Source organism: Streptomyces sp. HB132 (assembly GCF_016909575.1).
Lineage (GTDB): Bacteria > Actinomycetota > Actinomycetes > Streptomycetales > Streptomycetaceae > Streptomyces.
In genome coordinates this window covers 417,429-432,191 of sequence record NZ_JAFBGA010000007.1, presented here as the reverse complement: position 1 = coordinate 432,191, position 14,763 = coordinate 417,429, and the positions used below count along the sequence as shown (strand labels likewise).

Annotated in this window: 12 protein-coding genes and 3 pseudogenes; 4 read left to right on the top strand and 11 right to left on the bottom strand. The window is 65.4% G+C overall.

Annotated elements, in window-relative coordinates; genetic code table 11:
- Positions 1–76: 76 nt before the first annotated feature.
- From JOC24_RS18985 to JOC24_RS18960, 7 genes and pseudogenes are all read right to left on the bottom strand, one after another.
- Complete coding sequence (locus JOC24_RS18985) at positions 77–463, bottom strand: site-2 protease family protein (protein ID WP_307792725.1); 387 nt, start codon at positions 461–463, stop codon at positions 77–79.
- A 208-nt stretch (positions 464–671) separates the two neighbouring features.
- Positions 672–1,202, bottom strand: coding sequence for a DUF2231 domain-containing protein (locus JOC24_RS18980; RefSeq protein WP_205021507.1), 531 nt, complete (start codon positions 1,200–1,202; stop codon positions 672–674).
- A 292-nt stretch (positions 1,203–1,494) separates the two neighbouring features.
- Positions 1,495–1,698, bottom strand: a pseudogene (locus tag JOC24_RS33350) (CsbD family protein); the annotation flags it as partial.
- 512 nt (positions 1,699–2,210) lie between these two features.
- Complete coding sequence (locus tag JOC24_RS18975) at positions 2,211–3,629, bottom strand: DUF6056 family protein (RefSeq protein WP_239580615.1); 1,419 nt, start codon at positions 3,627–3,629, stop codon at positions 2,211–2,213.
- A 106-nt stretch (positions 3,630–3,735) separates the two neighbouring features.
- Entirely contained in the window at positions 3,736–5,163 is a 1,428-nt protein-coding gene (locus tag JOC24_RS18970; protein ID WP_205021506.1) for a glycosyltransferase, read from the bottom strand.
- Positions 5,164–6,052: 889 nt separating this feature from the next.
- Positions 6,053–6,658: a phosphatase PAP2 family protein gene (locus JOC24_RS18965; RefSeq protein ID WP_205021505.1), complete on the bottom strand. Its 606-nt coding sequence runs from the start codon at positions 6,656–6,658 to the stop codon at positions 6,053–6,055.
- Positions 6,658–7,326 carry a DedA family protein gene (locus JOC24_RS18960; protein ID WP_205021504.1) on the bottom strand — a complete coding sequence of 223 codons (669 nt, stop codon included), beginning with the start codon at positions 7,324–7,326 and terminating at the stop codon, positions 6,658–6,660. Before JOC24_RS18960 ends, JOC24_RS18965 begins: the two co-directional genes overlap by 1 nt.
- 115 nt (positions 7,327–7,441) lie before the next feature.
- On the opposite strand from JOC24_RS18960, the gene JOC24_RS18955 reads away from it, so the two are divergent.
- Both JOC24_RS18955 and JOC24_RS18950 read left to right on the top strand, forming a co-directional pair.
- Positions 7,442–7,816 carry a BlaI/MecI/CopY family transcriptional regulator gene (locus tag JOC24_RS18955; RefSeq protein ID WP_205021503.1) on the top strand — a complete coding sequence of 125 codons (375 nt, stop codon included), beginning with the start codon at positions 7,442–7,444 and terminating at the stop codon, positions 7,814–7,816.
- Entirely contained in the window at positions 7,813–8,748 is a 936-nt protein-coding gene (locus tag JOC24_RS18950; RefSeq protein ID WP_205021502.1) for a M56 family metallopeptidase, read from the top strand. Before JOC24_RS18955 ends, JOC24_RS18950 begins: the two co-directional genes overlap by 4 nt.
- A 696-nt stretch (positions 8,749–9,444) precedes the next feature.
- Here the strand turns inward: JOC24_RS18950 and JOC24_RS18945 are convergent.
- The 3 genes from JOC24_RS18945 to JOC24_RS18935 all read right to left on the bottom strand — a co-directional run bounded on the left by JOC24_RS18945 (position 9,445) and on the right by JOC24_RS18935 (position 12,156).
- Positions 9,445–10,035: a CBS domain-containing protein gene (locus tag JOC24_RS18945; protein ID WP_205021501.1), complete on the bottom strand. Its 591-nt coding sequence runs from the start codon at positions 10,033–10,035 to the stop codon at positions 9,445–9,447.
- Positions 10,036–10,729: 694 nt separating this feature from the next.
- Positions 10,730–11,137: a transposase gene (locus tag JOC24_RS18940; protein ID WP_374104508.1), complete on the bottom strand. Its 408-nt coding sequence runs from the start codon at positions 11,135–11,137 to the stop codon at positions 10,730–10,732.
- 455 nt (positions 11,138–11,592) lie between these two features.
- Complete coding sequence (locus tag JOC24_RS18935) at positions 11,593–12,156, bottom strand: dihydrofolate reductase family protein (RefSeq protein ID WP_205021500.1); 564 nt, start codon at positions 12,154–12,156, stop codon at positions 11,593–11,595.
- A gap of 376 nt (positions 12,157–12,532) precedes the next feature.
- Here JOC24_RS18935 and JOC24_RS18930 point away from each other — a divergent pair.
- Positions 12,533–12,713 (top strand): annotated as a pseudogene (locus JOC24_RS18930) (transposase family protein); the annotation flags it as partial.
- Positions 12,714–13,028: 315 nt separating this feature from the next.
- On the top strand, positions 13,029–13,277 hold the full coding sequence (locus JOC24_RS18925) for a hypothetical protein (protein ID WP_205021499.1): 249 nt from the start codon (positions 13,029–13,031) through the stop codon (positions 13,275–13,277).
- A gap of 644 nt (positions 13,278–13,921) precedes the next feature.
- On the opposite strand, the pseudogene JOC24_RS18920 reads toward JOC24_RS18925, so the two are convergent.
- Positions 13,922–14,193, bottom strand: a pseudogene (locus JOC24_RS18920) (IS630 family transposase); the annotation flags it as partial.
- Positions 14,194–14,763 lie beyond the last annotated feature (570 nt).

The window sequence follows — 14,763 nt, the reverse complement described above, 5'->3', positions numbered from 1 at the left end:
GGAACTCCTTGGGATACGGCTTGGGCACTGCGACATCCTTCCAGGCCGCCTCTCAGCAAGCCAGGTCAGGTGTCACCTATTCGTGCAGCAGTCCCATGCCACTCAGTAGGAGGCTGACCAGGGGGCCGACACCCGCGATCCGCAGTTCCGCCGCCGGGCTCGACGCCTCCGACCGCAGCCGGGCCATGCCGCCCAGTAGCCACAGCACGATGTCGTCCACGGGTACTCCGTTGCGCCGCGCCAGCACGGCGTGTGCCAGTTCGTGAGCGAGCAGCGAGGCGAAGAAGATTACGGCGGCCGCGAGGCCCGCTGCCCAGTACAGCGTCGGGTTGTGGCCCGGATACGTCCGGGGAAGGCGGCTTTGCGCGAGACCCAGCGTGATGATGCCCACAATGATCAGCACACTCCAGTGGACACCGATCCGGACTCCCGCGATCCGCCCCAGTGTGAAGGTCGCCGTCACTGCGTCTCTCCCCTGTTTCCGGTTCTGGGCACGGCTTGGTGCAGGCGCCGTTCGTTCACTCATGCCACCGACTGAGCGTCATCGACGGCGGTTCACACGACTGCGCCGAGCGTTCACCGCGACACGACAGGACAGCGCGTGCGGACACTCAGCAGGTTGCCCGGAGCAACCCGGTCGGGCGTGCGCTCGGGAGGCGGACCAGCACCGGTCAGGCACTCATGCGGGCAACGGGGAGTGTGGGCTCGCCCGCTCCCCAGGTCGCTTTGGCTCCCGAGTCGCCAATCCGGTAGACGTGCACGATCGCTCCGACCGCCACGACGAGCGAGAGCAGGACGGCGGCGATCCGCACGAGCGTGGCGCGCTTCCGGCTCGTGGCGACCAACCCGTTCGCCTCCGGGGTCGAGGGCGTCCCGACGCGCACGTAGGTCCACCAGAGTGCCGTTGCCATGACGAATAGGCCCACGCCCCACGGCAGGAGTCCGTCCCCCATCTCCGTGTGCCGTTCCAGCTGTGCGTTCTCGTTCACGCGTTCCGCGAGCCATTCTCCTGCATGGGTGGTGAGCGGAACGGCGACCAAGGTCACCAGTGCCAAGACGGGCAGAGACAGACCTAGCCTGCGCATCACTGACGGCCACAGGGCACAGGCCGGCAGAGCCAGTGCGGTGAGAGGCACCAGCACCACGACGAAATGGACGAGCAGCGGGTGCGCGGGGATGCCGTTGATCTCTGTGGGACCCATCGGGTCAGCTCCTGGGGGATGCGGTGCGAGGTAGGCGGCAGGCGGGCGGTCGCTGACCCGCCGTGTGCGGGAACAGGAGCACGGGCCGTGCCCGGTCATGCCTGTTCCTGACCCGTGCAGAGGGGTAAAACCGTGGGGAGACGCTCGACCTCGGCATGGCGTCGCCCTGTGTGCGAACCTGTGTCAACGCGGGCCTCACGCAGGGCCCTCCGGGCGCAGCGTACTGTTCCCGGATTCGGCGCGGCCCCGCACGGGTCGCGGATCCGCGGGGCCGGGTCTGTCGACCACGTCTGTCGGTCAGGGCGTCCTTGATCTTCTCCTCAGCCTGCCGGGCGTCGCCCTTGGCTTGATCGGTGTGGCCTCGGCGGTGAGCCGCTCGTTGCCGATAGTGCACCCGGCGGCTCCCCTTGAGTTTGCCGTTGGCCTGGCCGGTCTTGGCCTGCAACTCCTCAGTAGGCCTCGCGGCTGAGCGGCGTACGACCTGCGCGTACCTGATCGCCCCTCATGGCCCATAGGAGCCCAGCGGGCGGGCGTCGTACGGTCCATCTTCAACCGCCCCGAACGGCCAACGGGTCCAGGGGGCGACGTTCGACCAGCACGGCCCCAGGAGCCGCTCCCGGGGGCCCTCGCCACACTGCTGGGCCGAGCAGTCCATCCCCCGTTGGATTGCTCGCCATCGAACGCCCCGCAGGGCTGTTCACGGGGCGTTCGATGTGACCGATCGTCCGTTTCCGGCTGAGTCGTACGCCTCTGGCAGTGTGTCGCCGCGAAGGGATCTCCTAGAAGAGGGCGACAGCAGTGACGCGCCCGGCTTCGCCGCGCCAACAGCCGCGCATCGACCAGTCGCGGCTCCCAGTGGACCCCTATCCGTTCCCGGGAGCCGCAACACGGAATGCCGCTCCCCACTGCGGATGAGGGCCCGCGGATGCAGAACGGCAGCACACTGCGGCTTGCGGGCCAACCGGCATCGCCCTGCGGGGCTCAAAGGGCAACCTCGTCGGCGACTCATCAGCGTGGAACGTTTCCTCCATCCGTCACCTTTTCCACCCGGTAGTAAGTGGCGACGCACGAGGCAGGCCAAGGCCGCTTCCCCCTGCTACCGAACGGTTCCGACATCTTGCTGACGACAAGTGGCGTGTAGGGCAAAACCGTCGCCCCAGCCGCCGCCTGGTGTCGGAGCAGACGGTCCTGCGTGTCCCATGCTTCGGCTCGCTCGCGCATGTCCGGCTCCAGGGCGCGCAGGGAGAAGGCAAGTACGACTGTGAGGCCCACGCACGCAAGCACCGCACCTGCGGCTACCGACTTCACATGCAGGCGATAACGCCGGGCTGTGACGTTCCCGAGTAGGCCTCCCACGCCGGCAAGCAGGAGGAGGAGAAGAAAGAGGAAGTCATTCCAGAGTCGGTTGGCGGTGGCGACCGAGGGACCGAACGCGGGATAGGCGATCACGGTACATACGTATCCGGAGAGGAGCAGAGCCGCTGCTCCGAAGCTGAGCAGCAGGGGCGCTCTGTGGTCGGGCTGGGGGACGCGACCGTCCGCGCGGCGGACCAGGACACCAATCAGCACTCCTACAGCGACCACGCCGAGATACTGCCAGCTCGTCAGCAAGGTGTAGAGGATGTGCACATAGCCCCGCAGCGAAGCTGAGAGCGACTCGGGCGCGAACATGGAGTCCGCGTGGTGGCGTGTGCGCCGATTGTGTGAGCCGGGTGAGGTGAGGAGGAGGGTGGTACCGATGAGGATTCCCGCTCCGGCGGTGGCGCACCACGTCCTCACGAAAGTGAGCCGTCCTGCCGGGAAGAGTCTGGGGCCCAGTAACAGTGCCAGGGCGAGAAGGGTGAGGGCCACTACTGAGGTCTCTTCGGACAGGGTGCCCATGACTGTTCCGAGGACGAACGCGGACGCGGTGGCGGCGGTCCTTCCTCGTCTCGATGTTGCCAGCAGGGCCGGGATCGTGGCGGCAGCGGCGAGGACGGGAGGAAAGGTGTGGGAAACCGACGAGGCCGGCCAGAAGAAGGTCTTGTACGTGTTCACAGAGCTGAAGCAGAAGACGGCCAGAAGCATGGCTGCCGAGAACAGTGGGAGGCCGCGGGGCACTTGCCATTGGGCGCACCGGAGCAGCGCCATCGCCCACGCCCAGAGGAGAGCCAGTATCACGAGCGAGCTGATCGCCGCGTACCACTGCTGGCCCGCGACGCCGTAGGTGGCGTAGGAGGCGACGAGCACGCCGTTGGCGATCCGGCCGTTGTCCGTGGAGTAGAACTGGTCCACCAGAGCCACGAAGCCTTCGTCGCGTACGAGTGGCAGGAAGCACCACTCGTCGCCACTTGGGCGTACCCATCGCGCGAACCAGGAAGCTCCGCCGAAGAGGAACAGCGGAAGCAGGGGCAGCAGCCCCATTCCTGTCGCGGCGAGGCGGGGCAAGGCGATGATTGGACTCGCCGCATTCTTGGGCCGATGGGCGTCGGGATTGGTCTTCTCCGCCTGGAGGGCTGGCGGAGTGGGTTTCTCGCTGTCCGCGGGGGTGGCGCTATTTGAAGGTGGGGGTGTTCTGCTTCGCCTCGGCAGCAGTGTTCTGATTCGTTCCTGTGGTGTCCGTCGGCCGTCGGCCGGAGTTGATGGCCCAGCGGGCGAGCAGGAAAGAGACCGGGGTGACGAGGACTCCGGCGACGAGTGCGGCAACGTTCTTGTCCATTCCAAATCGGCTGACAGCTACGTAGAGAAGGGCGCCGGAGGCGGTGAGGTTGAAGGCACTGGACAGCGGATACCTGAGGAAGGCCCGCCAGGTCGGGCGGGTTCGGCAGGTGATGTAGGAGTTGAGCAGAAAGGAGCCGATAATGCTGATCACATATCCGAAAACATGCGCCACGAGGTACGGAATCCAAGGGTTCAAGACGGCGTAGATACTTAGGTAGACAGAAGTATTGACGAATCCGATCGCCACGAACGTCACAAATTGCCGTGTTGTTGTCGGACGGCCTGCCGGAGCAATAATCGGCCCGGGGTGGGGAGGGTGAGGCCTGGGGGCGGGTCTCTCGTCCGTTTCCCGTACCACGAATGGTGGGCGTCGCTTTACTTCATGATAGATGCGGCCGACATACTCACCGATGATCCCCAAGGTGACAAGTTGCATTCCGCCCACCCCTACAACAACCATCAGGAGGGTCGCATAGCCGGGGACGGTTGCCCCGTGGAGTGCAACGTCGGATCCCACCCACGCCGCGAAGACGCCCGCGGCGAGAAGGCACCAGAATCCTGCATAGATGGCCAGTCGCAGGGGCCTGTTGTTGAAGGACAGCAGCCCGTCGATGCCGTAATTGAGTAGGCGGCGCCCGCCCCATTTCGAGCTGCCTGCGAACCGTTGAGCGTTCTGGTAGGTGAACGTGGCCGTCGTGAAACCGATCCAGGAGAAGATCCCCTTGGAGAACCGGTTGGTCTCAGGCAGCGACAGCACCGTGTCCACCGCCTGGCGTGACAGCAACCTGAAGTCCCCGGCGCCGTCCAGCACCTCTACATCCATCAGGTGGCGCACCAAAGCGTAGTATCCGCGGCTCGACAGGGTTCGCACCGTGCTCTCACCGTCACGGTCTCTCTGCGGAACGACCTGGTCGTACCCCTGTCGGTGAAGGGCGAGCATCCGCGGAATGAGCTCTGGAGGATGCTGCAGGTCCGCGTCCATGATGACCACTGCCTGCCCGCGGGACATCCGCAGACCGGCGAGCATCGCGGCCTCCTTGCCGAAATTTCTACTCAGCACCGAGTACCTGACGCGGCGGTCCGCGATACCCATGCCATCGATGATGTCCCGTGTGCGGTCGGTACTACCGTCGTCCACATAGCAGATTTCGAAGTCGATCCCCGATGGGCCGAGGACCTCATCGACCGCTGAGTGGAACCTTTCGATGACGGCGGCCTCGTTGAAGCACGGAACAACCACCGACAGTTGAGGAGTCACCAAAACACTTCTCCTGACCGAGCAGCCAGAGCGGTGCGCTGCACCGCAGAGGGGTCGGAGCGCTGCCTCTTGCACCGCACAGCGGAAAATCCCTGGGATTATTTAATCGGTGTTCCCCCAGGGGCAGGCGAAAGTACACCCTTGACCGATTGCAAGCTACCCGTTTGGCCTGCCAAAATCGAAAGGGTGGCCTCGGCAGGGGGGCCGCGCTGGCTGGGCGTGCCGGTTCGGGTACCAGTTTCGGACCTGAGCGCAATCTCAGCTCACGGCGCGCCGCCTGGTGGACACAGGATGCCTGAGGGGCTTGTGCCGCCGGTCGCTGGAGGGGCACGGGCGCGGGTCGTGGTTTCACTTCCTCAGCAGCGCCGAGATTGCACATACCATCAGCGCCACTGCGACTGCCACGAACTTTCCGTTGTGCAGCGCGTGGGATGCTGCGGAACTTTCACACTGGTTCGCCGCTGCTGAAGCGCCCATTCTTCGCGAATCGCTGCCGGACCCACGGGCGCTCGATCGTGTCCCGGTTCCCAATCCCTCATCGTCATGCCCCACATCTGCTCTGCTGCAGAAAGGGAACGTCGAAGCGACGTTCAGGTCACTGAGGGAAAGCTATGACCGACAACACGGCCCCTACCCTTTCCGAGCCTCTGGACATCACGTCGGCTGAATGCGCTCGTGCGGTGATGGCAACAGGCAGTTCAGGTTCGGCAAGCGCGTGAGGCGAGGCTCACCGGAACCACTGCGGTGAGGGGAAGTCAGGGGCATCAATGCGTTGAGGGTGCGGGCGGTCGTGACGTCGGATTGATGCTCGAGTTCAGCCGCGCGGCGGCAGGTAGCCGGACAGCGATATGGAGAACCGTGAGACGCGGCACGACGGCCGTGGCAGCGGGTGTCACGCTACGGTCAGCAGGAGGCGCAGCGGGCCGTTTCCCAGCCGTGCTGCGAGCACGCTTTGATTGCGCTGCACCGCCCAGATCGCCATGAAGGCGACGAGGGCGCCGACGGCGAACCCGGTGATGACGTCGTGCGGGTAGTGGGCGCCCACCCACACCCGTGAGGCCGCCATGAGGACCGCCGCCGTCAGGGCGATGACACCCAGTCTGCGTGACACGAGCAGCAGCGCGAAGGCGGCTGCCGAGGCGATGGCGGCGTGGTTACTGGGGAAGGACCAGTCGCCGGGTGCGGGGCACGCTTCAAGGGTGAGGACACGCAGTTGCCGGCAGGGGCGGTTCTCATGAACGGCCAGCTTCAGCAGGGAGTCGACGCCGAAGGCAAGGACGGTGACCAGCGGGACGGCCAGGGCGGTGACTGCGGCCGGGGTTCCTGCGCGGCGAGCCTGCCACCACGCGACGAACATCAGCACTGCAAATACTGCCAGTCCGTAGGTAGACCAACTGGCAACCAGGCTGTCGACCCAGTCGGGTGCCCTGCCGGCGAGGCCGACGATCTTGAGGTAAGTAAGGCCGTCGATGGTCGAGCCATCGTATGCGAGATGCATCAGGGTGCCTCGTTTCGGTGCTTGGCGGTCCGCCGGGAGCGGAGCAGTTCGGCTGCCAGTGGCAGCAGAGACATGGCGACGATCAGGGCGATGATCGGCAGGAGATAGCGGTCGACATCGGGAATGGAGGAGCCGAGGGCGTATCCCGCCAGAACGAGGCCGACAGTCCAGACCAGGCCACCGACGACCTGCCAGAGGGTGAACACCCGGGCAGGGATGTTCAACGCCCCTGCGAGCGGGTTGAGGACCGTGCGCACCACAGGGACGAAGCGGGCCAGGACGATTGCCTTGGCGTGGCCGTATCGCTCCAGCAGTTCCTTGGCGCGCTCCGCGCCGTCGTGCAGGCGCTTGGACCTGCTGCGGGCGAGGACCGTTGCGCCCGCTCGGCGTCCGATGAGATAGCCGCACTGGGCACCGGCCAGCGCGCCGGCCACCGAGGCGACCAGGACCCAGGGCAGCGACAGTGTTGGGCCCTTGTCAGCGGTTCCCGCGCACAGCAGGCCGGCGGTGAAGAGCAGGGAGTCGCCAGGTAGAAAGAAGCCGAGCAGTAGCCCGGTCTCGGCGAACATCACCACGGCGATTCCCAGAATGCCGAAGGTTGCCAGGAGCGACTGGGTATCGAGGAGGTTCACCGCGAGTGGAGACAAGGCTAGGACAGATACGGCCATGAGCACGTGGCCTCTCGCTGGATGAGTGCTGGGCAGCCGGATGGAACGACTGGTCGACTACAATCACGTAGACGGTCTACATCACTGTAGACCGTCAGCGGACGAGAGGAACACGATGGCGGAGCGTGCTGCCGAGCGCAGAGGGTCGGGGGAGCTGGAGGCAAGTGTGCTCGCGGCCCTGTGGGCCGCGGACGCCCCCCGGACCGCCGGTCAGGTGCAGCGCAGCCTCACGATGGAGTTGGCTCGCACCACGGTGACAACCATTCTGTCCCGCCTCTTCGAGAAAGGGACAGTCGGCAGGGAGCGCTCCGGCCGCGGATTCGCCTACTTTCCCGTCCAGGACACCCACGGCATGACCGCCAGGCGCATGCACCACGAACTCGACAAGGACACTGACCGCCACAGCGTGCTGGCCCGATTCGTCTCGGACCTGAGCCCCGAGGACGAACGCATACTGCGCGACCTGCTGGAGGATGGTGGTGGGCAGTGATCGCGGCCCTGATCGTGCCGCTACTGATGCCCCTTACGGCGCCGACGCTCGTACGCTGGGCCGCTCCCCGCCTGCGGCCTGCGGCCGCGATGTGGGCGCTGACCGCTACAGCGTGCGTACTGGCGGTCAGCTGGCTCGCGGCACTGGGCGGTCTGCTCCTCGCAGGCACGCTCACCGTGACTGCCGTCGGTCGCCTCGAACATCTGATCCACCCGTTGAACATCGTGCCCGCAGTCGTCGCCTATCCGATTGCCGCTCTCGCCGTCGGCACACTGTTCGTCTGCGCCACAGCCATGACTCGGTCGGCTTTGCGTCAGCTGCGGCACTACCGCACCGCACACGCGCAACTGCGGAACGTACCCTCAGCGGGAGACCTCAGCATCCTGGACCAGCCCGAAGCCGATGCCTACGCCCTCCCGGGGAAACCAGGGCGCATCGTGGTGACCTCCGGCATGTTGCGCACCCTGGAGGGACCTGAGCGAGAAGCCCTGTTCGCCCATGAACGCGCCCACCTGACCGGCCGCCACCACTACTTCCTTGCCGCTGCGGACCTCACGACCCGGTGCCTTCCCGCCACAAGTGCACTGCGCAACGCCATCGCGCTGGCGGTCGAACGCGTCGCTGACGAGGCCGCCGCGCACGCGGTCGGCGATCGTAACCTCACTGCCCGCGCCATCGGCCGCGCAGCCCTCGCAGGAGCCGCCGGCAGCGGGGCCAGCCGCCCTTTCTTCGCGGCAGGAGCCGCGGGAGGGCCCGTCCCGCAGCGCGTGAAAGCCCTGCTCCAACCTGTACCTGCCCCGAGCAGACTTGCCGTCGCAGCGGTCGGCCTGCTGCTGGCCTTCTCGGCCGCGACCGGTGCTGCAGCTGCCGCCGGGCTGGTGAGCCTGCATCACCATGTGGAAGTCGCCCAAGGCGAAATTCGGGACGCCTGACGCTGCCGACGGTTTCGACCACGCAGGTCGAGCGCTTTAACGATTCTCATGCTCAGCAGGGGTCACGAGGCGTTGACAGTGTCACCTTCCGCTGTCTTCTGGGTGCAGTCGTCGCACTTCTGGTCGCGGTCGCCCTGCCTGCACTGGCCGCCGGAGCTTCTGCTTTGAGCATCACGACGGTTGTTGCCCTCGTTGACGCAGAAGTGCAAGAAGCGGGTTCAGTAGCGCAACTCAGTTTTTGAATAGCAAGGGAGAGCGGCGGGAGCGCACGCCAGCCGTGCATCCGCAGGGCCAAGCGCCGTCCCGGCACCCGGAACAATCGATCCCTTGATCAACAGGCGTCCCGGGCGCGGCACCCCCACAAAGGCCTTCCGGGGCGAGGGAGTGGAAGCATGCTGTGCCAACCTGTTCGCTCTGTGGCGCAGTTCTCCGCAGGTCCCGAGGCAGTGTCGTGACACCACTTGCTTCGGGCTACCGTGGCGGCCACGGCAGGCCAGGGAACGCCGGAGAACCACTCCCTGGTCTACCCGTCTGGCCCCCAGGGGCTGCGCGGTCAGGGTCCAGCCATGCGGCCGTACACCACCCCTGACCCAAAACGGTGACGCCATCACCGACTGCCAACGCCCACGGAGGAATCCGAACGTATGCGGTCCCGCGCAGAGGCCTCTCCCTCCTCGCCGGCGAGTGCCTACCCGATCAAACATCTTCTGCAGGTGAGAGGCGGTTGACGACGTCCACCACACCGTCGACGCTCTGACACAGCCGCAGGAGGACGGGTACGTCGCCATGGTTCCGCACGATGCCACTCAACGTCACAAGCCCCTCGGACACCTCCACGTTCAACGCGGAGGGGCTGAGCTTGAGCGTTTGGGTGACCACCTCTTCGAGGATCTCCTCCTGGATCGCACGGTCGCGGCGCAGGAAGACCTGGACGAGGTCGCTGCGGCTCAGGATTCCTACCAGGCGGCCGTCTTCATCGATGACGGGGAGACGTTTGACCTTGTTTTCGTCCATCACGCGAGCGGCGTGCACCACGTTCCACAGAGGCTTGGCTGTGATGGCTGGGTGGCTCATGAGCGCGGCTGCGTTCCGTGCGACGCCGGCGCTGCGGTTGCGCAGGAGGTCAGCCTCGGAGACCACCCCCACCGGGCGGCCTCTGTCGTCCACGACGGGCACAGCGGTAATCCTCGATTCGCTGAGCAGCCGCGCGATCTCCTTGAATGTGGTGCCGCGCTGAACGCTGACGACCGACGGTGTCATCAGGTCAGCGACGGTAAGTTGGCCCATCATTCACTCCTATACGGCAAGTGCATGGCACGACTGAAGGCTGTGCAGGTCATGCTTCCCTCGGTCTCGGGACAGGATGCGTTCTCGTTGTACACCTGCCCTTTCTCTCTTTTGGTTTCGGAGTGCCGTTCATGCGTCGGGAACCCGCGACTGCGGGACAACTACGATGACTCTCCGTGCATGCCTGACCAAGTCTCTGAGCACGAAACATTTCAGGGAGTGATGAAATATTCCGGCCTGGCCGGGGGCAGAGGCCCCTACAACGATCACTGAAGCGGCATGCCATTTGGCGATCTGATCGATACGCTGCACCAATTTTCCCCGTCTCGACGCTCTAGGTCCCAGGCGCAGGAGAATTTCCGGAGACGCACGGAGACTTTTAGTGGTGCATACGATCAGCCGCGCGCTTGCTGAAAGCGGAGGGGGACCTTCGGCACCCTTTAGCGATCCCGGCGACCGCTGCGCGTTCGATCCCTGTGGGAGGGCCGATCGGCCCGCTCGCAGGGCTCGGACGGCCTATTTCCACGTGTGGGCTGTTGCAGGAAGGTGGGTACTCGCCCTTAGCAGGTCAGCTGCTCGCGTAGGTCGATTCGACAGGGTTCGTCGTGCGCAGGTGAACCCAGTGCTCGGCAGGAAAATCGTAGAACGCCAGCAGTTGGTCGACGTCGTCGGTGATCTGCCGCCTTGGGCCACTTCACGCCGTACCTTTTGTCGAATGCGGCGACCGCCTTGACGGCGTGCTGGCGATCCTCGGCGTTTTTGATGTCCTGCAATGCCTTGCGTGCACCGGGCTGGCTGATTTCGGCGCGGCGTTGAGTACGTTGGCCGTTCTGTGAACCCAGCACCGCTGATGGCGGGTTTCGGTGCACACCTGCGCCAGGGCCTTCCAGAAGCCTATTGCGCCGTCGCCGACCGCGAGGACGGGTGCACGCATCCCGCGCCGGGCGGCGGCATCGCACAGGAGATCCACCCAGGACTCTGCGGGCTCGAGGAGGCTGTAACGCCTCCTTCCGCAGGGCTGATCCACAAGTCCTGAGCATTGCCCGACAAGAGGTGCAGCGTCTGCCTGTGGTGGACAGTGATGACCCGTTGGAAGGGGCATCAGCAGAGGCGATCTACTGATGACGCTCTTGCGCTCTGCCCACGGCATAGGGGCGTAAGCCGCGGAAGTTCTCTCCGGCTCCCCGACTCGGCCCGCATCCCGCGGGACGGCCCGTTCCCCCCGGGGATGCGTCAGCTTCCACCCGGCACTGTGATGACGGGACACTCGGCTCGGTGCAGAAGTCCGTGTGCCACGGACCGGAGTCTCGTTCCGGCGTATGCACCGCAAATTCCTTTGCCATGATCACGAGCGTGGAGGGCGAGACTCAACGACGGTTAGCCCGGGTTCCGTTCCTTACCGTTTCCGTCTCATTGGCTCCGCAACGGGGCCTCCAGCCTTCGGGGCCGACATGACTGACCAACGGTTCGGTCGTCCGTCAGGGGATCCCTTTCCGGGCGGATCGTCTGCGGTGACCTCGGGAGGCCCGAAGCCCGCACTGATCCGCCGTCGGGCACTCAGCGCCTGGTCTCATACCTGGTCAGGACCACACCGTCGGGAAACGTTCGGGTCTCCACCAGGCTCAAGTTCACCCAGTTGTCCAAAGCTGCGAAGAACGGCGTGCCGCCGCCCACCAGTACCGGATGGGTGACGATCGCGTACTCGTCGATCAGCTCAGCCCGCATGGCCGCCGCGGCAAGGCTGGCACCGGCGATGTCCATGGGACCCCCGTCGTCGGCCTTGAGCCTGGTGATCTCGGTGACCGCATCGCCGGTGACAAGACGGGTGTTCCAGTCGACCGTGCTGGTCGTAGAGGAGAACACCACCTTCGGCATGCGCCGCCAGCGGCCGGCGTACTCGATCGCCGCAGGTGTGGCACCCGGCTGCTTGTCGGCGGTCGGCCAGTGGGAACTCATCGTCTCCCACAGCCTGCGCCCGTACAGCGCCAGGCCCGTCGCGTCCACCCGGTCGGACCACCACTGGAACAACTCGTCGCTCGGCACGCTCCAGCCGAGGTCGCCGCTGGGAGCGGCGATGTAGCCGTCCAGGCTCATGTTCATGCCGAAGGTCAATTTCCGCATGGCGTCAGCCTCCCGTGAGTCGGTATTCGGCGTATGTACCACCACGGCGCGGAAAATCATCGGTCAGGCCACACCGAGGGCCAGTTGACCACCACGCCAAACGGATTCTGCGTACGGAAAGTAAACCTGCGACGTACCGGAGGGATAAGGGCACATTACCGTTTTGGTTGCCCCACAATGGGCGTCCCGCCTCCGGTTGGGCATGACTTTCTCTCCCCCTGAACCTCTTCCGACCTGACGGGTGGCTGAGCCGGCAGCCCCGGCGGCGGGCATGAGGCAAACTCCTGGTGGACGGGTCCACGACCAAGATCACCAGCTCGCCAGAGGCTTTCGCGTGCTCGTCTACCTGTTTCCGGCATCGATCTATCGGATCGGTTCACGCTGGCGGCGCCTGACCTGTGGCCGAACAGGCCGTGCTCGTCCTGACCCACCTGCGCTGCGGTGACACCTACGCGCGTCTTGCCGCAGGCTTCCGCATCGGGATCGCCACGGCCCACCGCTACATACGCCAGGCCGTCGACCCGCTGGCCGCCTTCGCGCTCACGTTGGAACAGGCGTCGATAAAGGACCCCGCCGAGAACGTCTTGATCGCGTCGGAGTGCCTCGCCCCCAGCTCAGATTGGGGAACGGTTTCGCTGGCATCCCTCCGGGACAGACGATCCGCGCACAGATGTCGGAACTGACCGTCCGATACCTCGTCGATGGGTTTGGTGGGTGCCCAGGCATAGGGTCGAGGGATCGACAATGAACTGGACGACGCGGCGGGGAGGACTGAAGTGAATCAAGACGCTGGTGCATCCACCAGAGCGCACGAGGAACGTGCTCGGGCGCCTGGACGGCTGGGGGCCGGCGTCTGTTCTACCGTTCTGATCGTGGTGACCCTGGTGACCGGGTACGTCGTGTTCACCGCCTACCTGGTCGAACCCGATGGGCCCTGGGACCAGCAAGCCGTCACCAACTACAAGGTCGCCGGCGCCATCGGGCTGGTCTTCTCTGCTCTGATGACGCTACTCACCTCGGTCTTCGCCAAGGCCGGATGGCTGCGGAAGTGGTGGTATGTCATCCCTGCCGCCCTCGCGATCGCAGCGCTCTTGCGTCTCACTGGCTTCGTTGGTTACTGAGGAGACAGGATTCTGTTGACCGGTTACTGAGGTTGAACTCGGGATGTCGATTCCGCTCTCCGGCACGACCTCGCCCGGATGCCACGATGTCCGTTCGTCGCTCATGTTCCCTGTGTACGACGCCCCGCCGCAGGGCGCGACTCCGGGAGCCCCCGGCATGCTGTGACCGGCATGGAGTCACACCGTGGAGAGAGGAGCGCCGACCACTGCACATCAGTCAACGACATGAACGGACCAACGACCCGGTGGTCCGAACGGGACGGCCTCGGTGCAGGATGAGTTCATGCTTCCTCCTCGACTACTGTGGCGTGATCCCCGGCCCATCCCCAGGTTCAATCGGCAGGAGCCGGTGACCCAGATTGTCCGTGACCCCGGCTTCTACGAGCCCAGCGATGAGGACGACTGCTCCAGGTTCGGGTACTTCTGCCAGGCCCATGACCGCCCCTACTGGCACGAGTCCTGTGGGGAAGGGCCACATGTCATCGCTCTGCACTGCCAAGAGCACGGGGCTGAGAACATGTGGCCGCAACCATTGATGCTGATGTTCCCAGTCGGGTTCGACCCCCCGCTGAGCGACGCGCAGTTGGCCTGGGTGCGGGCGGAGTACGACGCTGTCTAGTGTGATGCGCCAGAAATCCTGAGGGTTAGTTCTGCTCTGTTTTCTGGTCGGTGGTTCCGACTTTGGTGAGGTAGTCGGCGAGGGAATTGAGGATCTCGTCGGCGGTCTTGGTCCAGGTGAAGGGCCGCGGGTTCTCGTTCCAGGTGTCGATCCACGCAGTGATGTCGTCCTCCAGTGCCTTCACGGAGGTGTGGACGCCGCGGCGGATGAGTTGTCGGTGAGCAGGCCGAACCACCGCTCCACCTGGTTCATCCAAGAGGAGCCGGTGGGGGTGAAATGGACGTGGAAGCGGGGGTGTTTTCCGAGACGCACCCCGCGCCGCGATGTCATCGGTGAGGCAAGCCAGCTGAGCAATGAGCTCGGCGGTGAGGGCCGGGTTTGCAAGGAGTGGATCGCGCAGGCGCAGCTGCGTCATCGCCGGTTCGACCTCGGCGTTTCCTCACTCATCGACATTCACCCAGCTTTCTCGGCCGCGTAGCGATCGTCGTCCGCGTAAGTGCAGGCCACTGGCATGCAGATAGGCCTGGGCGCCCACAGGCAGTACTGTCCGGGACGCTCACAGACCGCCTCGACGTCGTTGCCGTGGCGATTGTGTACGAAGGCGGCATAGTAGGTGTCGTGGTATCACGGCCAGACTTTCGGTGTGTGCCGAAACTCGGCGCCAGCAGGCTCGGCAGCACCAACACGCTGGTGATCCCGCTGACGAACCTGACCTCAGGTAGCGCCGGCCCCTACACAACCGTGTAGCGCACCGGGCGGGCCGTGAGCCGTGGACGGAAAGTGGTCCCTGGAGGCCCCACTGGCCTCTGCGACCACCGCGAGCGGAGCGCGCGACCGCGTCGGGTTGCCCGCACCCGACCTCCGACC